This window comes from Providencia sp. PROV004, assembly GCF_011045615.1.
Classification (GTDB): Bacteria; Pseudomonadota; Gammaproteobacteria; order Enterobacterales; family Enterobacteriaceae; genus Providencia; species Providencia rettgeri.
In genome coordinates, this window is sequence record NZ_CP042859.1 from 2,044,657 (window position 1) to 2,065,775 (window position 21,119).

Sequence of the window (21,119 nt, forward strand, 5' to 3'; positions counted from 1 at the left end):
TCCAATAAAAAAGCTTCCATTGTATGGAAGCTTTTTTATTGGAAGGGGGATATAGAATGTTAAAAAAACTTATGAGCCATTAATAATACGTCTACCGGCATAATATCTTTTGCTCCAGTAGGAGTTAGTCATTTCAGAAACGATAACACCACTACTGGTTGACGCATGAACAAATTTTTGGTCGCCAATATAGATACCAACATGCTTCATAGTTCGGCCTGTTTTAAATAAAACAATATCACCGACTTTTAGGTTATTACGTTTTACGCTTTTGCCTGAGGATTCTTGTTCAGAAGTGGTACGAGGGAGTTCAACACCAAATTGTTCAAAGAATGTGCGTTGTACGAAACTTGAACAATCAACACCTTTCTTTGTTGTACCGCCAAGACGATAAGCCACGCCTTTCCAGCTTGCGTATTGATCCATTATTTTAGATTTAGTATCAACACTTTGTACTAATTCTTCGAATTCATCTTGAGATGCCATCGTCAAGGAGTCGCCAGCAGAACCATTTAGCATACGTGCATCTGATTTGGCAGTATATTGTGTGTTTTTAGCAGACTTTGGGTTGGTACATGCTGTGAGAGTTACGGCGATTGCAATTGCCGGAACAATGCGCCAAGCATAGCGCTTAAGTTTTTCAGGAGTTAGCATTCTTATATATATCCCTTACCATTTTTTAGTACTTTATTGTGTAAAAAGACACAAAAAACTAAACTTATCCCTGTGAAAAACGCATTATAGATGCCAAAACTGTGTTTTTCGCAGAAAGTGTTTATCGCAGCACTACTAAATTTCGAATGTACTAGTCATATTTAATGACTTATTGAGTATAGGATATATATCAATATCGACTAAATTTACTAAGACATTCTTTACATTTTTTACATAAAAGATTTGGTATCGCAATAATCCCAAATCAAACCTTTAAGAGCATACATAAACAAAAGCAAAATGGCGAGTTAATAGAGGTGAAATTTACAAAACATTAGATAAAAGTGCCTATTTGCCATTGGTTTATGTGATAACTGTCTACAATGAAGGATCTTTACTTATAACACAGGTAATTGCAGTCAATGAAATATGATCTAAATCACATTTTCTTGGTTATTATCTCAGTGTAATTACATAAATATGTGCTTTTTAAGTTTGAAATGTAAAGAAGTTTAAATTTATATCTAATGACGGCTTATTTGTGAGTAAAACGAATAGCTTAGTAGACTTTAAAAAGGATGGTTAGAATAAAAGACAAACAAAGAATAATGAAGAAAGTCAATTCACTGTATGTTTATCAGGGGGTTTTGTTGTTCGGATTTTCTTTATGAAATAGATACTGGCGAGTGAGAGGTAATTTATGTCGACCACCAAACGGTAATAATGTAGGTGAACCATCAGTGTATGTGCTATATCTTGATATTGTAGTCACGATAAAGCCGTTGCTCGAAATCATTAAACCGGCGATTGAGGGTAGCACGAGCAATTCTAGCTGAAAAATAATCCATGGGAATGAAGTTAGATGACCCAAGGTTATCAATAATCAGAAATTGGCCGTGAGGTTTATAACCTAATTGGTAAACAATGTTGTAAGTCTTAAGTGCCATCGTGGCGATAGCCTCTTTATAAATATTCTTTTTAAATTGCTCATAAGCAATTTTCATATTTTTTTTATGTTTTAAAAAAAGTTGTTTGTTTTTTAGGTAGTAATCTAAAGTATGTGAAACATTTCCAGTTTTATCTTTGATTAATTGGAATACATATCCTAATCCGCGATCAGTTTGCTGGGTTCCATAGTAATGAGAAATTGTTTTTATTGTGAAGTTTTTTTTATATAGACGCTTATAATAGCGAACCTCTCTTAATGTTTCTTTATCATCTCTTCCACTTAAATGAACTTTTACACATAGGTCATCATATTCAGGATGCTGATAACAAGCACGCTGTCGGCCTGATGCGATCAAATTGATAGAGGGTAATGCGATTTTTTTATTTAAATTCTTATGCATGATGATTAACACTATCTTTAACGATTCTAAAGTTTTTGATGTATAGATGAGCCTTAAGTGGCGTTGCGACGATTTTCATAAATTATAGGGCTAATGCTAATAGATATTATTTATAAAGTGTTGCATTTTGTGTGGTTAATTAAGTGTGATGTAAGTCCTTTATTTTGTTTTGATAAATAATTAAAACAAAAAATAAAAAACTACGACCATAAATGAAATTATTAATATCCCTTTGGAATTAGTATGTCGTCCTCAGGCAATTCAGCCAAATTAAATACTTTAACTGTAAATAAATTACAGAAAGTGACGATAACATAATTTTAAAAGGGGATTTCATTATGAATAGCTCAGTAAAAAAAATGGTCATGACTTTTCTGGCAGTAACGGCATTAAGCACAAGTTTTTCAATCGTTGCGTCAGAAAATAGTGAGACGAAACGCAGTAGTACAGGCGTTATTCGATTTACTGGTGCCATAGTTGCATCACCTTGTGTTGTCGAAGCGAATGCTAATAAAGTTGAAACTAAATGCTGGAATGATAATGGTAAATTGGAAACTGCATCTGCAGATATTCGTAAATTAAAAAATAAAGAAATGTTGCTTCCGAATCAAAAAGGTACTCAACAATTTAATTGGATTAATAAAGATAAAACCTTAGGTATTTATACAATAAAATACGATTAATCTTGAGTTGAATAAGAATTGAATGTAGCAAACTAATATGAGAAGGGTATGCAATGTTTAATTTTAATGACATATGCCTATGAACAGTAACTTCATAGGCATATAAAAAATTGTTTCTATCAAATTAAAAACAAAAATTAGTCACAACGGCCCATATAACGACGCTCGGCGATATGAATACGAATTTTTTCTCCGCTGGTTAAATATTCAGGGACTTGGACTGTTAGTCCTGTAGCCATGGTTGCGGGTTTAGTCCGTGCGCTTGCTGATGCGCCTTTAATTGCAGGTGTTGTTTCAACAATCACCATATCAACCGTTTGTGGTAGCTCTAATGCAAGAACTTGTCCATCCATTGTTAATACTTGCATTCCTGGTAACCCTTCTTCAGGAATAAAAAGTAATTCTTCTTCAATATCCGCTTTTTTGAAAATGTAAGGAGTGTAATCTTCATTGTCCATGAAGACATATTCATCACCATCAATATAAGAAAAACTCACTCCACGGCGTGTTAGCGAAATGGTTTCTAAAATATCATCGCCTTTGAAACGCTCTTCAACTTTCTGGCCAGTTTTGATATCAGTAAATCGCATTTTATATAGCGTACTTGCACCACGAGCGCTAGGTGCTTGAATATCAATGTCTTTTACAAGTAATAGTTTGCCATTGTAGTTAATTGCTAAACCACGTTTAATTTCGTTGGCCTTGGCCATAAATAACCTTCTTTAGGGTTGTCAAAAAGAGTGCGACAAAATTACTCGCAGATAAGGAATTAGGCAAGATGCTGAAGTCAATTTTCAGTGAAAAATTTTTAGATAAATATCAGTATGAATATAACCCGTAGGTTATATTCATACTCGAATGGTTAATAGATAGGAAGTAAACCAGATAGCGATAATAAATGAGCGACCGCATTAATTAATCCAAAGAGGATCACGAAGCCAATGATAAAGCTCCCTCCTGGTGCTTTATAACTGTTGTTAGGGTAGCGTTTACGACTTGCTTTCGCCATCAGGGCAGGGACAATAACAGCCCAAATAGTCGCTGCTAACCCTGCAAAACCAATCGCATAAATAAACCCATTAGGAAAAATTAAAGCGAGTACTGTTGGTGGTAAAAAGGTGACTAATATGGATTTAAGGCGGCCAAATTTGTTATCTTCAAATTTGAAAAAATCAGCGATAAAATCAAATAGCCCTAAAGATACACCTAAGAAAGAACTCGCTAAAGCCATATAGGAGAACAGGTTCAAAAACTGAGAAATAAAACTGCTTTGGGTGGAAATATTCATTTGGGTCAGTAATGCATCAATATTATTACCATTTTCTCTGATTTCAATAAATGAAGTTCTTGGAATATTTCCTTGAATCGCATACTGCCACAAAATATAGATAACCACGGTAATGGTTGCGCCATAGACGAGGCTCTTAACAACACTGCGGCTATCTCTATTATAATATTTTACTAATCCTGGCACATTACCGTGATAACCAAATGAAGTTAATAAATAAGGTAATGCGGCTAAGGCATATGGAAGATACTGGCTTTCACCTTGTTCAGTTTGGTTAAATAAGATAGCTGGAGATGCAGTTGAAACCATTCCACCGATTGACATAATAAAGGTGATTACCATTCCACCAATTAAAATAGTGCTTAACCTATCGACAGCACGCGTAGAAAGCCACACAAAAAAAGCCACTATGAAGGCAAAAATAAAGCCAGCACCTGCTTGAGGTATCTGTATTTTTTCTGACAAATTCGCTGCGATGATAGAGCTACCCGCAGAAATATAGGCATAAGTAAGTATGTAAAGCACAAAGGTGACGGATAAACTATTAATTGAATTCCATGTCGAACCCAACAAATCTTTAACCATCGTATGGAAACTAGCGCCCGCAGGGTAATTCATATTGGCTTCTAAAATCATTAACCCAGAAAGTAACATGCAAATAAAGGTATAAATCAACAGTATGACGGAGCCTGTGAACCATACGCCAGAAGTCACCATAGGAATAGAAAACATACCAGCACCCACTGCGGTACCGGCAATGATCATAGCACCTCCTAATATAGAAGGATTTTTTTGTTGTGTTGTTCCATCAATAGCCATGGTGGCTCCTAAATATATTGTTTCACTGTACTAGCTAAATGATACGGCAAGCATGAAGTATTGTAAATATAGTAAATAGAATAAAACAGGGAAAAATGAGTAATTAGAAAGGGATGGATAATAAACGTACAACGCGAGAATGTTTGTACGCTTACGATTAATTAGGCGTTTTGGCGATAGAAACGTTGTGTTAGCCAGAGGTCAACCGCGTTGCGACTAGCCTCAAAATGCGGTTCTGGGAGTTTGTCTGGTGAAACCCACATTAAGCTTTCACATTTATCTGGTTCCATAATTTGAGGCTCAACATCACCGTCATATTCAACATGCATGCAAACAGAAACGGTGTGTTTACCTTCTTGTTGGTGAGTTTGTAAATTATTGCTGATGCCAAAAACAGTGGGGGCTTGGATATCAATACCTATCTCTTCTTTTATTTCGCGAATTGCACAGGTTTCAAAAGATTCACCGGGGTCGACATGTCCGCCGAAAATGGACCAATAGGGCGCATGTTTACTACTGCGTTTACCTATCAAAATTTGCCCATACTTGTTAGTGATTAGCACACCGACACCAACGACGACGTAAGCAGGCTCAGACATATATTCTCCTTATTATTTTATTTTTCAGCGCGCTGATCCTGACATAATCTTGTAGAAAAACAAGCAGGAAAAAGTACAAATATCACTGAAAACAATATGCTTTAATGTTATAACTATACTTAAATTTAAAGACACGATAATCATGATAAGGGAGATTAGTGGTTATGACTCGCCGGGTTGCTACAATTACATTAAATCCTGCTTACGACCTTGTGGGCTTATGCTCTACTATCGAAGTGGGGGAAGTCAATTTAGTCAAAACCGCTAGCCTCAATGCGGGTGGTAAAGGGGTCAATGTCGCAAAAGTACTCCGTGACTTAGGTATTGATATCACTGTTAGTGGTTTTATGGGAAAGGATAACCAAGAAGAATTCCAACATTTTTTCAGTGAAAATGGCATGGCTAACCGCTTTAGTATGGTGCCAGGACGGACACGAATTAACGTAAAACTCACGGAAAACAATGGGGAATCGACTGATTTCAACTTTTCAGGTTTTGAGGTCAGCAAAGAAGACTGGAACCGTTTCTCGACAGAATCACTCAATTGGCTTGGCCATTTTGATATGGTTGTGGTTAGCGGAAGTTTGCCAAGTGGTATTGATCCAGAAGAATTTACTCGGTGGATGACTCGCCTTCGCCAATTATGCCCATGTATTATTTTTGATAGCAGTCGAGAAGCCTTAAAGGCGGGTTTAAAAGCGTCACCATGGCTAGTAAAACCTAATCGTCATGAGCTAGAAAGTTGGGTTGGTCGAAAACTACCAGACTTACAAGATGTCGTAGCTGCAGCCCATGAATTAAGAGATAAAGGCATTTCCCATGTTGTCATATCGCTAGGGGAAGAAGGGGCTCTGTGGGTTAATGCTTCGGGTTCTTGGTTAGCTAAACCACCACATTGTGAAGTGATAAGCACGGTTGGAGCTGGTGACTCGATGGTGGCAGGGCTAGCTTACGGGCTACTCAATGGTGAGTCCAGTGAGCATACCTTACGTATGGCGACTGCAATTTCTGCACTCTCAGTTTCCCAGCCAGATGTCGGCTTAAAAAATAGAAATAAATTAGCGGATATGATGGCAAAAATTGAAATGAAATCGTTATAGGTCATTCAGTTCAAATAAAACCCCCATATGATAAATGCGGGGGTTTTTGTTATTAGAAAGTAGGCTAAATCGCTAATTATTTTGTTGTGCTTTTAACCACGCAATTTCTTGTGGCCAAATATCGGGGTTTACGGTTTCTAAAATCAAAGGGATACCATCGAAGCGGTTATCTTGCATAATGTAAGTAAATGGTGCAAAACCAATATTCCCTTCACCTAAACTATGGTGGCGGTCGACACGGCTGGCAAATTCACTTTTCGCATCATTAAGGTGCATTCCTTTTAGAAATTCAAACCCGACAATTTCTGCAAACTGGTCAAATGTTTTATCACAATCTTCGGCAGTGCGTAGGTCATAACCTGCGGCAAAAGCATGACAAGTATCGATACACACACCTACACGGCTTTTATCTTTTACCCCATCAATAATTTTTGCGAGATGTGTAAAGTCAAAACCTAAGTTAGTACCTTGCCCTGCCGTATTTTCAATGACAGCAGTCACTCCCTCGGTTTCAGCAAGCGCGATATTAATAGATTCAGCAATCCGCGCTAAACAGTCGTCAATTTCAATTTTGTTTAAATGACTACCTGGGTGGAAATTAAGTAAATCAATACCTAATTGCTCACAGCGCTGCATTTCATCGATAAAAGCGACCCGAGATTTTTCTAGAGCTTCAAATTCAGGATGACCTAAATTGATTAAATAGCTGTCATGGGGCAGGATCTGGTGTTTACCGTATCCATATTTTTTGCAGTTATCTTTAAATTTTTTAATCACTTCTTCGCTCAGTGGCGCAGCTTTCCACTGACGCTGATTTTTTGTGAACAATGCAAAAGCGGTTGCGTTGATTTCATGTGCACGAATAACGGCTTGGTCAACGCCACCAGAGGCGCTGACATGTGCTCCAATATATTTCATTTTTGACTCCTTTTTATTGGAGTATGCCATTAATAAGTGAATAAATGAAATCAACAAAAAAGCCACCAGTTAAGGTGGCTAAAAACGAGGAAAATGTAGATTAAAAAATGTTTTGAATCAGTAAGTTAATTAATAGCCCGCCAACTATCAACCAAACAAACAGTATCAACGCCATTAGCAATGGTTTAATGCCCGCTTGGCGAATAGCGCTAACATGGGTAGTCAACCCTAAAGCAACCATTGCCATAGCAAGTAAAATGGTATCCAAAGCAATAACTTGCTGTACTAATGCCTGAGGCAGTAAATTGAGTGAGTTAAAACCTGCGACAACAATAAAAAATACAGCAAACCAAGGAATAGTAATTTTACTTTTTTGGGTCTTTGTTGTTTGGTTAGCGGCCGTTTTACGGCTTAAAAACGCAGATAAAATAATTAAAAATGGCGCAAGCATCATGACACGGATCATTTTGGCAATAACAGAGGCATTTTCTGCATCTGTACCAATTGTATGGCCTGCTGCAACAACCTGTGCAACTTCATGTACTGTTGAACCAATGTAAATTCCAAAGGTTTCTTCTGTTGCCGGAAACCAACCAAAGTGTGCGTTTAATTGGTAAATCCAAGGGTAAACAAAGATACAAATCGTACCAAAGATAACAACGGTTGAAACGGCAACAGCGACTTTACTTGCGGATGCTTTAACGACAGGCTCAGTTGCCATGACCGCGGCTGCGCCACAGATACTACTGCCAGCACCAATTAATAATGTTGTTTCTTCATCAAGACCGAACACTTTTTTGCCTAGCCAATACGCTAATAAAAATGTCGATGTTAATGTTAAAGCATCAATAATTACACCAGTAGCGCCTACGTCAGTGATCTGTTGAAAAGTAAGGCGAAAGCCATACAAAATAATCCCGGCACGTAAGAAATAGTGTTTGGCAAATTTAATGCCAGCATCACAAGATTGACTGGCTACGGGGTAAAAAGTATTCCCGACAATAATTCCTAACAATATTGCGAGGGTTAATGCACCTAAACCGATCTCCATAAACCAGGGTTGGTCACCGAGGTAAATTGCAATAGCAGTTAGAATACCCGCTAGAATAATACCTGGTATGAGTTTAAATATAGGGTTTAGGCTATTCTGCTCAAGGGTGTTGGTGTCACTTTTATTCATGATAATACTCTTTATTACCGCTTATAAGATTTAGTAATAAGGATATAACAAAAGTAATAATAATTTAAATTGATTATCTTTATATAATCTACCACCAAAATAGATTATAAGTTTCTTCTGGAATATTGCGAATAAATCGTTAATATTAACATTATTATTACAAATACTAAAAATCACGTTGGGGCTTACCTTTATGCGAATTACACTTAGGCAACTTGAGGTTTTTACGGAAGTATTAAAAAGTGGCTCCACGACGCAGGCATCTCAGTTATTAGCACTTTCACAATCGGCTGTCAGCGCGTCGCTAACGGATTTAGAAGGTCAATTAGGCGTTCAATTATTTGACCGTGTGGGTAAACGACTTGTTACGAATGAGCACGGAAGGCTGCTATATCCCAAAGCTTTAGCGTTATTAGAGCAAGGGTTAGAAGTCGAGCAATTATTTAAAAAAGAGATGGGCGCAGTGCGTCTTGCAGCAAGTACAACGATTGGTAATTATATTTTACCAGAAGTCTTAGCGGGTTACCGTCATGACCACCCGGATATTCCTTTAGAGCTTTTTATCAGTAACACAGAAGAAATTATTAAAGCAGTCATGGAATTTAGAGCCGATGTTGGGTTAATCGAAGGCGTTTGTCATAGCCCTGAGTTAATTTCAAAAGCATGGTTAAAAGATGAACTCGTTATTTTTGTTTCACCCCAAAATCCATTGGCGAATAAAAAAGTTTCTTTAAAAGATTTGCGTGATGCGCCTTGGATTTTGCGTGAAAGAGGTTCAGGTACGCGGGACGTGCTCGACCAATTATTATTTGCACATCTTCCTGGCTTTCATATTTTAATGGAGCTAGGGAATTCAGAAGCTATCAAACATGCAGTTCGTTATGGAATAGGTATAAGTTGTTTATCTCGTCGAGTGATCGAAGAGCAATTAGAAAATGGCTCTCTAGTTGAACTAAAAATAGATGAACTTCATTTAGAAAGAACGCTATATTTGATTTATCACCGCCAAAAGCATCTTTCGAATGCGATTACTAACCTTCTGTCTTACTGTAATTAAAAATCCTCGTCATCTTTTAACCTGTCGCGTTGTTGGCTGCAATCGACGACCCAAGTCACATACTAATGTATGCTCCTTGGATAGTCTCAATTGCCGCCTAGCGACACGCTAAAAGCTATAGAGGATTGCAGTGAATGTGTTGCACTTGTGATAGGCTATCGCGTTGTTGGCTGCACTTTTTATGTGCCTTGAACAGTCACATTTGCCGCTACTGACACGATAAAGAAAATAAGACGTCGTCCTCTTATTAAGAGGGTATACTGAATTTTTTGAGATAACGCATTTTACTTATAATTTTGTGTGAATTATGAAGGTATCTTATAACAGTGAAGAGTTGCTTAGTTCTCACAGCCTATTTTGCTAGAATCCCTGCGATATTAGCTGAATAATAAAATGCAGGGAACAAATGTCAGAACAACATACCAATACTATCTCGCAGGGCGGCCCACAAAGACTACGCCGTGAGCTAAAGGCACGCCATCTTGCGATGATTGCTATCGGTGGGTCCATCGGTACAGGTTTATTTGTTGCCTCTGGGGCAACGGTTGCACAAGCAGGCCCCGGCGGAGCACTCCTTTCTTATGCTATCATTGGCTTAATGGTCTATTTTTTGATGACCAGTTTAGGTGAGTTAGCCGCATATATGCCCGTTTCAGGTTCATTTGCAACCTATGGTGCAAAATATGTCGATGAAGGCTTTGGCTTTGCGCTTGGGTGGAACTATTGGTACAACTGGGCTGTGACCATTGCGGTTGACTTAGTTGCCGCTCAATTAGTGATGACTTACTGGTTCCCAGATACCCCCGGTTGGATTTGGAGCGCCATTTTCCTTGCCATTATTTTCTTACTGAATTTCATCTCGGTTAAAGGGTTTGGTGAGGCTGAATACTGGTTCTCATTAATAAAAGTCACCACGGTCGTCATTTTTATTGTTGTCGGCGTATTAATGATTTTTGGCATCATGAGCGGTGCGGAAAATGCCGGGTGGCATAATTGGGAAATTGGTGATGCGCCTTTTGCTGGTGGTTTTTCAGCCATGATTGGTGTGGCAATGATAGTTGGGTTCTCATTCCAAGGAACTGAATTAATCGGTATTGCTGCGGGTGAATCGAAAGACCCCGCTAAAAATATTCCAAAAGCCGTGCGCAAAGTATTTTGGCGTATCTTGTTATTCTATATCTTTGCAATCTTAATTATTAGTTTGATCATTCCTTACACTGATCCAAACTTACTGCGTAATGATGTCAAAGATATTAGTGTAAGCCCATTCACTTTAGTATTTGAAAATGCAGGCTTATTATCTGCGGCAGCAGTAATGAATGCGGTTATTTTAACAGCGGTATTATCGGCAGGTAACTCCGGTATGTACGCATCAACGCGTATGTTGTATACCTTAGCCCGAGAAGGTAAGGCTCCACGTATTTTCGCCCGTTTATCTAAAGGTGGCGTACCTCGTTATGCATTGTTAGCAACGACGGTTGTTGCAGGGTTATGTTTCCTAAGTTCCATGTTTGGCAACCAAACGGTGTACTTGTGGTTGTTAAATACATCGGGGATGACAGGGTTTATTGCTTGGTTAGGTATTGCCATTAGCCATTATCGTTTCCGTAGGGGCTATATTGCACAAGGGAGAGATCTTAATGACTTACCTTATCGTTCAGGCTTTTTCCCAATCGGTCCTATTTTTGCCTTTATTTTGTGCTTAACAATCACGTTGGGTCAAAACTACCAAGCTTTTTTAGAAGATAAAATTGATTGGGTAGGGGTTACCGCAACTTATATTGGAATTCCGTTATTTTTAGCAATTTGGTTTGGTTATAAGATAGCGAAGAAAACGACGTTTATCCGTTATAAAGACATGAGCTTTCCAAGTTACCGCGAAAATTTAGATAAATAGTTTTTTTAAATATCTATCATCAATAACAGCACTCTTAATAGGGTGCTGTTTTTTTATATATAGCGCAATAAACCTGCATTTTGGCGGTAAAATAGGCTGAATGTTTAGGTTTACGATGATGGTCACAGAATTCTATTGATGAAAGCCATGATTAAACTAATAATCGTATTGATAAGTATTCTTATTTGCTTTATTGTTACCGCATAAAAAAAAGTAAGTCAATGAGGTTAAGAGTGGAGCTTAATACTATGTCGTCGGTAGCCAAGAAGTCTGTAGCTAGGTCGGTAGTAAAAGGAATAAGTTTAGCGTTATTAGCAAGTGCCAGTATGAGCGCTTGGGCTGTAACAGTGACTGATATTGCAGGTCGTACCGTTGAGGTTCCTGATAATGTTAATCGCATTTTATTAGGCGAAGGGCGCCTATTTAGTGCAATAGCTCTGCTAGAAGGTGATAAACCCATTGAGCGAATTGTAGGTTGGCAAGGTGACCTTCGAAAACTAGACCCGCAAACCTATGCTGTTTATAAAGCGAAATTTCCTGAAATTGATAACATTCCATTAATTGGTAATACCAGTGCAGATAGCGTCAGTTCAGAAAAAGTATTAACTCTAAATCCAGATATTGCGATTTTTGGTTTGTCAGGCCATGGGCCGGGTAAAAATAGTGAATTAGTTAGCCAGCTCGAAAAAGCTGGTGTACCTGTCGTATTTGTGGATTTCCGTGATAAACCACTGGAAAACACTTTACCAAGCATGCGTTTACTTGGTAAAGCATTGAACCGCGAACAGGCGGCAAATAAATATGTCGATTTTTATGAAAGAAACCAAAAATTAGTCACTGATATTACTTCGAAAATACCAGAAGATAAAAAACCAAGTGTTTTTATTGAATTACGCGCTGGTGCTTTTGAAGATTGCTGTGGTACCGCTGGCGATGGAAATATGGGGAATTTTATTGATTTAGCTGGTGGTAAAAATATTGCTAAAGGTGTTTTGCCGGGCGCGCTTGGCACGATGAACTTAGAGAAAATTATTGCAGCAGACCCAAATATTTACATTGCATCTGGTGCAAAAGCACCGGGTAGTAAAGATGCCGGCGTTCAATTAGGCGCACAAAGCACATTAACAGATGCACAAAAAAGCCTGAAAAAAATTACTGAACGTAAAGGGATTAGCTCGTTATCAGCCGTAAAAGATAAGCAAGATTATGCTATCTGGCACAATTACTATAACTCTCCATACAATGTGATTGCGACGCAAGTTTTCGCCAAATGGTTCTACCCAGAACAATTTGCCGATCTAGAACCGCAAAAAACACTAGAAGAATTGCATCGAGAGTTTCTCGCCATCGAACCAACCGGTGTATATTGGGTCAGCGAAAAGTAATGAAAACGGGTAAGAGTTGATGAGTATTACGAGCGAGCCAATGATTACGGCTGAAAAAGCGGCTATTCAGGCTGACAATAATGTAAAACAGCATTATCAAACTATGTTACGCCGTCGATTGACATGGATAGTTGTTATCATCGCGGCAATTTTATTATCACTGGTTATAGATTTTACCTTGGGGCCTTCAGGGTTATCTCTTGAGCGCTTATGGCAAACGTTGATGACCCCAGAGTCGGTTGATGCAGGAACGCGTGTCATTGTCTGGGACATTCGCTTGCCTTACGCATTGATGGCCGTGGTGATTGGCATGTCATTAGGGCTTGCGGGTGCTGAGATGCAGACAATCCTCAATAACCCGTTAGCGAGCCCATTTACATTAGGGGTATCTAATGCAGCAGCATTCGGTGCCGCATTAGCGATTGTTTCTGGTATTGCAATTCCAGGCGTGCCTGATCAATGGGTGATATCAGCCAATGCCTTTATTTTTGCCCTGTTAGCCGCACTGATGTTAGACGCAGTCACTCGTTGGACGCGTGTAGCAACTTCAGGTGTCGTACTGTTTGGTATTGCGCTTGTGTTCACCTTTAATGCATTGGTTTCCATGATGCAATTCATCGCAACAGAAGATACCTTGCAGGGTTTAGTCTTTTGGACGATGGGCAGTTTATCAAAAGCGACTTGGGTGAAACTTGGGGTGATGGCATTAGTTTTCGCACTTATTTTCCCAATTGCCATGATGAGTTCATGGAAGCTAACGGCTTTAAGATTGGGTGAGGATAGGGCGATCAGTTTCGGTATTGATGTGCGCCGTTTAAGGTTAACAACGTTATTACGCATTAGTATTTTATCGGCGCTAGCAGTGGCATTTGTCGGTCCTATTGCCTTTATTGGTTTAGTTGCGCCACATATAGCAAGGTTGATTTTTGGTGAAGATCACCGTTTTTATCTGCCTGCAAGTGCATTAATTGGGGCGTTAATTTTATCCATGGCCTCAATAGCGTCGAAGAATATTATTCCGGGTGTGATTATCCCTGTTGGGATCGTGACCTCGTTGGTTGGTGTACCGTTCTTCCTAAGTATTATTTTGCGTCATAGAGGGAACGTATCATGAGTGGCCTGATTATTAACCAATTTAATGCAGGTTACCCTAAACGTCCCGTAATTGAGAACCTATCGACGGATATCTTGCCTCGCGGCAAGATCACGGTATTACTTGGGCCAAATGGTAGTGGCAAATCCACATTATTGCGTTCGTTGGCGGGGTTAAATAAGGCAACAGGGCAGTTATTACTGGATGGTCAAGACTTAACCCAACAGAGTTTTGCCCAGCGAGCACAAAATGTGGTGTATTTACCGCAAACATTACCTGCTGGTGTGCACCTGTATGTTTTAGAGTCAGTGATTGTTGCTCAACGTGCTTCAGGCGGTTTGAGCAATGAGAATAGTAAAGACGAAGTAATGGGGTTATTACGTCAATTAGGTATTGAGCATTTGGCGTTAAGTTATTTAGACCAACTCTCAGGTGGTCAAAAACAATTAGTGGGTTTGGCACAATCTTTAATTCGTCAACCCAACTTATTGTTATTAGATGAACCGTTAAGTGCGCTGGATTTAAATTACCAATATCATGTGATGGATTTAGTCGCAAAAGAGACGAAACGTCGAAATATAATCACGGTTGTGGTGGTTCATGATATTAATATTGCGCTCAAACATGCGGAGCATGTATTAATGTTGAAACAAGGTAATTTAATTGCTCAAGGCGAACCCGCTGAGGTTATTACCCCCGAAAGCCTTGCTGAGGTTTATGGCGTGCGGGGTCGTATTGAACGTTGTTCGCAAGGTGTGCCACAAGTCCTAATAGATGGGCTGGTTGATAAATTAGCAAGTTAATATAGTAATAGAATAGTGTGCTTGCAGCACTTGGCAAGCACATTAAATAAAATATAGAGGGCGCAATATTAAAAAAATCAAATCTTAATTAATAGTAATTACCCACAGGAAATTTAATTGAATTATATAATGGTTTTTACCATGAATTTCCTATGGGTATTTAAATACCCCAATAATAAAAAATATTTTTTGATTCAATGAAATCAATGTGAGCAAATCAATTCATATATAAAACAAAATATCTCTTGGAGAGTTGGGAATGGTTGTTTTTAATAAAAGAAAAGTGGCAATTAGCATTATTGCGGCTATTGCTGCGGCGCCTGCATTTGCTGATGATAGTAATGATAAAATCTATGTGACAACGGCATCAGGCTACCAACAGAAAATTGAAGATGCACCTGCGTCTATTTCTGTTGTGACGCGCGAACAACTCGAAACTAAAGCTTACCGTGATGTGACTGACGCATTAAAAGATGTACCGGGTGTTTTAGTGACCGGTGGCGGCAGTAGCTCAGATATCAGCATCCGTGGTATGGATGCTAAATACACCATGATTTTAATCGATGGTAAACGTGTTGACACACGTACAACTCGCCCAAATAGTGATGGCTCTGGTATTGAACAAGGTTGGTTACCACCATTACCAGCTATTGAACGTATTGAAGTGGTACGTGGCCCAATGTCATCGCTGTATGGTTCAGATGCGATGGGAGGGGTAATTAATATTATCACTCGTCGCGTACAACAAGAGTGGACGACCAGTTTACGTGCTGATACAACATTAACAGAACGTAAAAATTCAGGTAATACAGGCCAAGGCAGTTTCTATACATCTGGGCCATTAATTGATGGGTTATTGGGTGTAAAACTACAAGGGCAATATTCTCATCGTGGTGAAGATAAAATCATTAATGGTTTTAACCGCCAAATCATGGCGAGTGGTGGAGCAACAGTATCGTTGACCCCAGATGACAAAAATACCTTCGACGCAGAATTTAAACGTGATAACCAACACCGTGATGACCGTGAAGGTTATACAAGCAAAAGAGGCGACGGTAGCGGTTTTAGCAAATATGAGTTGACTCATATGGCATTAACCCATACGGGTATTTATGATATTGCATCAACAGATACCTATGTTCAATATGATGAGACAAAAAACCCAGGCCGTAAAATGACGGCAGAAGACCTTGTTTTCCGTAATCAAAGTGTCTTTTTACTGGGTGACCATAGTTTAAGTATTGGCGGTCAATATCGTAAAGAGAAATTGAAAGACGAAGGTAATAAATTTAAACAGTATAATCAGCTTGAACGATATAGCTGGGCGTTATTCGCAGAAGATGAATGGTTAATGACCAATGACTTTGCGTTAACGGGTGGTATTCGTATGGATAAAGACGAAAACTACGGTTCACACTGGACGCCACGTTTGTATGGTGTATGGCATGCTGATGAACAATGGACAATTAAAGGTGGGGTAACTACAGGTTACAAAGCACCAAGCTTGCGTGAATCGTCTGCAAACTGGGGACAAGCAACAGGTGGTAATGCAGGTAATGCCGTTATTTATGGTAATCCTGACTTAAAACCAGAGAAAAGTGTGACCGAAGAAATTGGTGTTATCTGGAACAATCAAGATAATATTACTGCGGGGATAACTATCTATAACACTGACTTTAAAGATAAAATTACTGAAGTTAGGCGTTGTGAAGAAAATAGTAGCACAGTAAGAGCATGTACAGTAGCTCAAGATGGTGAAGGTGACAAACCTAACCAACCGTATCGTTTCATTAGCGATAAAGCGAACGTTGATAAAGCAAGAATGCGCGGTGTTGAACTAACTTTCAACTGGCGTATTGTGGATGACTTAAGTTTTGCAGCTAACTACACCTATACTGATACTGAACAGAAAAGTGGTGTAAATAAAGGTAAGCCATTAAATAAGCAGCCTAAACATATGGCTAACTCCACACTGACATGGCAAACAACTGAAGATTTAGAAACATGGACACGTATGAATTTCCGTGGAAAAACCTCTGAATACCAAGGTCGCGGACAAAAAATGTCAAGTGGTACAGCATCTTATGCTTTGTTTGATTTAGGTGCAAGTTATCAGCTTAACAAGAATGCGAACATTGTTGGTGGCGTATATAACGTATTAGATCGCCGAATCGATAATGCGACTTACGGTGCTGAATTAGAAGGCCGTCGCTACAATATCGGTATCAACTACAACTTCTAATCGAAAAAATAATTTCGATTAATCCAAACCCTTTGGCTTCTACCAAAGGGTTTTTTGTTGATTAAAACCTGATAAAAATCATAAGAAAAAGAGGTTATAAGCAGATATGGCAAAAAGTCAGAAATAATCAAAATTTCTCATGGAAAATAGGGTGATTTGTTAACAATTTAACTTGCTATTTCGAGTTATGGCGTGCAAAATGCGCGAACTAAAAAATAACTGATGCTTAATCAAATGAAGCATCGGTTTTTTTGTTTTTAGGAACGTTCATTCTAGCGGGGCCGGACATAGAGCCGGAGAGATAATTTTAATATTTACGTGTAGCAAACATTTTTCGCTACCGATTTGAGGAATGCTTTTATGGCTTACTTTTTCGCATTCGCAGCAGGGCCAGGCGCTGGCGGCTGCCGTATCGATGACTACGGGGCTCTCGGTGGCTTCGCTCACACGCCTTTCTCCCTTTCTTCGTTTTTCTCTGCCTATAGGCAGATGCAAAGTCTTCCCAGTAACTGTCGATTAAGCCGAAGTAGTATGCAATCGAAAGTTATGGGAGGGCTTAGACGTGCAAAATAATACTCCAATTCCATTAGACATCGGTCACAATCAAACGGGTGCGAATAACCGCGTACAACTTGCAAAAACCTTAACATTGGTGCAAGTAGTGATGATCGGTATTGCGTATATCCAGCCAATGACGATATTTGATACCTTCGGAATGGTGTCAGATAAAACCGGTGGACATGTTCCAACTTCATACATTATTGCACTTGCTGCGATACTGTTTACTGCTCTGAGCTACGGTAAATTGGTGAAGCGTTTCCCATCAGCCGGTTCAGCGTACACTTATGCCCAAAAATCAATGAGCCCTCATATTGGCTTCTTGGTGGGTTGGACATCCTTGCTGTCCTATATTTTTATGCCAATGATCAACATCTTATTGGCTAAAATTTATTTACAAGATATTTTCCCTAATGTTGAACCAGCGATTTTTGTTGTGGGTCTAGTCATATTGATGACGGCAGCAAACTTACGCGGTATCAACGTAATAGCGAACTTAAGTACCGTGATTGCGATTATCCAAGTTGGTGTCATGGCTGTGTTTACTGGGCTTGTTATCCACGGTGTCACTAACGGTGAAGGTACAGGAGAAATTTGGACCTTTAACCCATTTGCTAATGAAAAAACCGAAGTGATTCCGCTGATAGCTGGGGCGACAATTCTTTGTTTTTCATTCTTAGGTTTCGACGGATTAAGCTCACTGTCAGAAGAAACGCCAAATGCAGGTAAAGTTATCCCGCGTGCTATTTTCTTAACTGCGTTAATTGGTGGGGTTATCTTTATTACCGTTTCTTTCTTCTTACAGCAATACTTCCCTGATGTATCACGCTTTAAGAATATTAATGAAACACAACCAGATATTATGCGTTTTGTTGCTGGAACATTCTTCCAGTCAATCATTCTGGTGTTCTCATGTGTTACGGTATTAGCGTCAGGTATGGCGGCTCATGCGGGTAGTGCGCGTTTGATGTATGTAATGGGGCGTGATGGGGTATTCCCAGAAAAAGTATTTGGTTATGTTAGCCCAACGTGGCGCACTCCTGCATATAACGTATTAATGGTTGGTTTCTTAGCACTAGGCGCTATCTGGTTTGAAATGGATTTTGCGACTGCATTAATTAACTTTGGTGCACTAATCGCGTTTACCTTCGTGAATATCTCGGTTATCAGCCAATTCTTTATTCGTGAACGCCGTATGACTGGGGCTAAAAATATCATTAACTATTTGATTTTGCCTGTCATAGGGACATTAACAGTCTGTGTGTTATGGCTAAATATTGAAGAAGATTCAATGGTATATGGTTTAGTCTGGACTGCGGTTGGTTTAGTTTATATGGCTATTTTAACGCGTATGTTTAAGCGTCCTATGCCGCAAATGAGCGACATCTAACTATATTCTTCATATTTCGCGCTGTAGCTGCGTTGCGTTCTCAAAACGACATGGGTCACATACTTATGTATGCTCCCCATGCTCGTTTTGCTCGGCGCCTTGCTACAACACGAACTATTTTGAATATACTCAGAATTAGAATTGATCAAATAGCGTCCTTGAGGCGCTATTTTTTTACCCGTTAAGAATTATTTAAGATAAAGCGTGTAGCCTATTAACATCATAATATTATGTGATATTGTTGTTACAACACATAATGCATAACTATGATAATTACGAATTCGATTAATAAGGCACACAAATGAATGATGCAAAGAAACCTGAGAATCAACGGTTATTACTGACGCTTAGGAATATTGTTGGCAAAAAAAATATTTTAACAGAGCCGCATAAAACAGAACGTTATCGCAAAGGCTTTCGCTCTGGTATGGGGGATGCAATCGCGGTTGTATTTCCAACAACATTGCTCGAACAATGGTATGTTTTCAAGGCGTGTGTTGAAGCGGACAAAATTGTCCTGATGCAAGCAGCGAATACAGGGTTAACCGAAGGGTCAACACCGAGCGGTTATGATTATGATCGCGATATCGTCATCATTAGTACATTGAAATTAAACCAAATTCAAGTTTTACCAGAATTTAACCAAGTGGTTGCGATGCCGGGAAGCACTTTGTACGATCTGGAAAAAATCTTAAAACCATTAGGGCGCGAACCGCACTCTTTGATTGGGTCTTCGTGTATTGGTGCTTCTGTAGTTGGGGGGATTTGTAATAGTTCTGGTGGGTCGCTAGTACGCCGAGGTCCTGCTTATACGGAGCTGGCTCTCTATGGTCGAGTCAATGATGATGGCAAAGTAGAATTGGTAAATCATCTTGGTATCGATTTAGGGGACACCCCAGAAGAAATTCTGACAAATCTGCAAAATCGCGGTTATAGCAGTGAAGACGTACAAGTTAGCGATAAATTAGCCTCTGATCACGAATATGCAGAACGCGTTCGTGATGTCGATGCCGATACACCATCACGCTTTAATGCTGATGAACGCCGTCTATTTGAAGCATCAGGGTGCGCTGGAAAATTAGCCGTATTTGCTGTTCGCTTAGATACTTTCCCTGCAGATAAAAAAACACAGGTATTTTATATCGGTTCTAATAATCCAGATGTTTTGGAAGATATCCGTCGTTATATTTTGAGTGAATTTAAAAACCTGCCAGTAGCAGGTGAATATATGCATCGCGGTTGCTTCGATATTGCAGAAGTTTATGGCAAAGATACCTTTTTAATGATTGATAAATTCGGCACTGACAAAATGCCAATGTTTTTCACCATTAAAGGGCGAATTGATGCGGTATTAAATAAAGTCCCATTCCTGCCATCAAATCTGATTGACCGTACTATGCAGATTCTCAGTAAATTATGGCCCTCCCATTTGCCGCCTCGTATGAAAGAGTTCCGTGATCGTTACGAACACCACTTAATGTTAAAAATGGCTGGAGACGGCATTGATGAAGCTAAAGTTTGGCTAAAATCTTATTTTTCAAGCGCAGATGGCGGCTATTTTGAATGTACACCCGAGGAGGGAACAAAAGCATTTTTACATCGTTTTGCTGCTGCGGGTTCTGCGGTTCGTTATCATGCTGTCCACAACAAAGATGTGGAAGATGTTTTACCTCTTGATATCGCATTACGCCGCAATGATAGAAATTGGTTTGAAACGTTACCACCAGAAATTGAAAAGTTATTGGTGCATAAATTATACTGTGGCCACTTTATGTGCCATGTTATGCATCAGGATTATGTATTGAAAAAAGGCGTAGACCCGAAAGAGCTAAAAGAAAAAATGTTAGCTTTGTTAGATGAACGAGGCGCTCAATATCCTGCAGAGCATAACGTAGGTCATTTATATAAAGCCCCTGAACAGTTGAAATCGTTCTATAAGCAATCTGACCCAACAAATACAATGAACCCCGGTTTAGGTAAAACAACTAAACGAAAAAATTGGGAAGGGGATTGTGGTTGCGGTCATTCTCATGACCATTAAGGCACGTGTCATATAAATGAAAAAAAGCAGGTATTGGTAAGCATTTCAATATCTGCTTTTTTA

The 21,119-nt window shown here is 39.2% G+C and carries 18 protein-coding genes; 11 read left to right on the forward strand and 7 right to left on the reverse strand.

What is annotated here, in order from left to right:
* Positions 1-69 precede the first annotated feature (69 nt).
* Both mepS and FVA69_RS08985 read right to left on the reverse strand, forming a co-directional pair.
* Entirely contained in the window at positions 70-654 is a 585-nt protein-coding gene (gene mepS / locus FVA69_RS08980; protein ID WP_004911920.1) for a bifunctional murein DD-endopeptidase/murein LD-carboxypeptidase, read from the reverse strand.
* A gap of 749 nt (positions 655-1,403) precedes the next feature.
* The gene (locus FVA69_RS08985) at positions 1,404-2,003 is read right to left on the reverse strand and encodes a YrbL family protein (protein ID WP_109911631.1); all 600 of its coding nucleotides are present in this window, start codon (positions 2,001-2,003) and stop codon (positions 1,404-1,406) included.
* A 338-nt stretch (positions 2,004-2,341) separates the two neighbouring features.
* On the opposite strand from FVA69_RS08985, the gene FVA69_RS08990 reads away from it, so the two are divergent.
* Positions 2,342-2,686 (forward strand): hypothetical protein, encoded by a 345-nt coding sequence (locus tag FVA69_RS08990; RefSeq protein ID WP_004911913.1) that lies wholly within the window; start codon positions 2,342-2,344, stop codon positions 2,684-2,686.
* 137 nt (positions 2,687-2,823) lie between these two features.
* Here the strand turns inward: FVA69_RS08990 and yeiP are convergent, their stop codons facing one another.
* From yeiP to FVA69_RS09005, 3 genes are all read right to left on the reverse strand, one after another.
* The gene (yeiP, locus tag FVA69_RS08995; RefSeq protein ID WP_004911909.1) at positions 2,824-3,396 is read right to left on the reverse strand and encodes an elongation factor P-like protein YeiP; all 573 of its coding nucleotides are present in this window, start codon (positions 3,394-3,396) and stop codon (positions 2,824-2,826) included.
* Between the two features lie 152 nt (positions 3,397-3,548).
* Positions 3,549-4,793: a tryptophan permease gene (gene mtr / locus FVA69_RS09000; RefSeq protein ID WP_164528733.1), complete on the reverse strand. Its 1,245-nt coding sequence runs from the start codon at positions 4,791-4,793 to the stop codon at positions 3,549-3,551.
* Positions 4,794-4,954: 161 nt separating this feature from the next.
* Positions 4,955-5,392: a nucleotide triphosphate diphosphatase NUDT15 gene (locus FVA69_RS09005; protein ID WP_004911901.1), complete on the reverse strand. Its 438-nt coding sequence runs from the start codon at positions 5,390-5,392 to the stop codon at positions 4,955-4,957.
* Between the two features lie 164 nt (positions 5,393-5,556).
* Here FVA69_RS09005 and fruK point away from each other — a divergent pair, with 164 nt between their 5' ends.
* Positions 5,557-6,492, forward strand: coding sequence for a 1-phosphofructokinase (fruK, locus tag FVA69_RS09010; RefSeq protein WP_004253135.1), 936 nt, complete (start codon positions 5,557-5,559; stop codon positions 6,490-6,492).
* A gap of 72 nt (positions 6,493-6,564) precedes the next feature.
* On the opposite strand, the gene nfo is transcribed toward fruK, so the two are convergent.
* Complete coding sequence (nfo, locus tag FVA69_RS09015; protein ID WP_123381707.1) at positions 6,565-7,410, reverse strand: deoxyribonuclease IV; 846 nt, start codon at positions 7,408-7,410, stop codon at positions 6,565-6,567.
* A 100-nt stretch (positions 7,411-7,510) separates the two neighbouring features.
* Entirely contained in the window at positions 7,511-8,590 is a 1,080-nt protein-coding gene (locus FVA69_RS09020) for a YeiH family protein (protein ID WP_164528734.1), read from the reverse strand.
* A 193-nt stretch (positions 8,591-8,783) separates the two neighbouring features.
* Between FVA69_RS09020 and yieE the strand changes: the two genes are divergently transcribed.
* From yieE to dld, 9 genes are all read left to right on the forward strand, one after another.
* Positions 8,784-9,647, forward strand: coding sequence for a DNA-binding transcriptional regulator YeiE (gene yieE / locus FVA69_RS09025; protein ID WP_004911888.1), 864 nt, complete (start codon positions 8,784-8,786; stop codon positions 9,645-9,647).
* 406 nt (positions 9,648-10,053) lie between these two features.
* Positions 10,054-11,544 carry an amino acid permease gene (locus FVA69_RS09030; protein WP_004911886.1) on the forward strand — a complete coding sequence of 497 codons (1,491 nt, stop codon included), beginning with the start codon at positions 10,054-10,056 and terminating at the stop codon, positions 11,542-11,544.
* Between the two features lie 221 nt (positions 11,545-11,765).
* Positions 11,766-12,929, forward strand: coding sequence for an ABC transporter substrate-binding protein (locus FVA69_RS09035; RefSeq protein ID WP_109911586.1), 1,164 nt, complete (start codon positions 11,766-11,768; stop codon positions 12,927-12,929).
* Positions 12,930-12,948: 19 nt separating this feature from the next.
* Positions 12,949-14,043, forward strand: coding sequence for a FecCD family ABC transporter permease (locus tag FVA69_RS09040; RefSeq protein ID WP_164528735.1), 1,095 nt, complete (start codon positions 12,949-12,951; stop codon positions 14,041-14,043).
* Positions 14,037-14,825 (forward strand): ABC transporter ATP-binding protein, encoded by a 789-nt coding sequence (locus tag FVA69_RS09045; protein WP_094960415.1) that lies wholly within the window; start codon positions 14,037-14,039, stop codon positions 14,823-14,825. The genes FVA69_RS09040 and FVA69_RS09045 overlap by 7 nt, the downstream gene beginning before the upstream one ends.
* A 259-nt stretch (positions 14,826-15,084) precedes the next feature.
* A complete protein-coding gene (locus FVA69_RS09050) occupies positions 15,085-17,067 on the forward strand; it encodes a ligand-gated channel protein (protein WP_109911589.1) in 1,983 nt (660 codons plus the stop codon).
* 360 nt (positions 17,068-17,427) lie between these two features.
* Positions 17,428-17,640, forward strand: a complete 213-nt coding sequence (locus FVA69_RS09055) for a hypothetical protein (RefSeq protein WP_004253162.1) — start codon at positions 17,428-17,430, stop codon at positions 17,638-17,640.
* The gene (locus FVA69_RS09060) at positions 17,630-19,015 is read left to right on the forward strand and encodes an APC family permease (RefSeq protein ID WP_164528736.1); all 1,386 of its coding nucleotides are present in this window, start codon (positions 17,630-17,632) and stop codon (positions 19,013-19,015) included. The genes FVA69_RS09055 and FVA69_RS09060 overlap by 11 nt, the downstream gene beginning before the upstream one ends.
* Positions 19,016-19,316: 301 nt before the next feature.
* Positions 19,317-21,056: a D-lactate dehydrogenase gene (gene dld / locus FVA69_RS09065; RefSeq protein ID WP_164528737.1), complete on the forward strand. Its 1,740-nt coding sequence runs from the start codon at positions 19,317-19,319 to the stop codon at positions 21,054-21,056.
* The last annotated feature ends 63 nt before the right edge of the window (positions 21,057-21,119 follow it).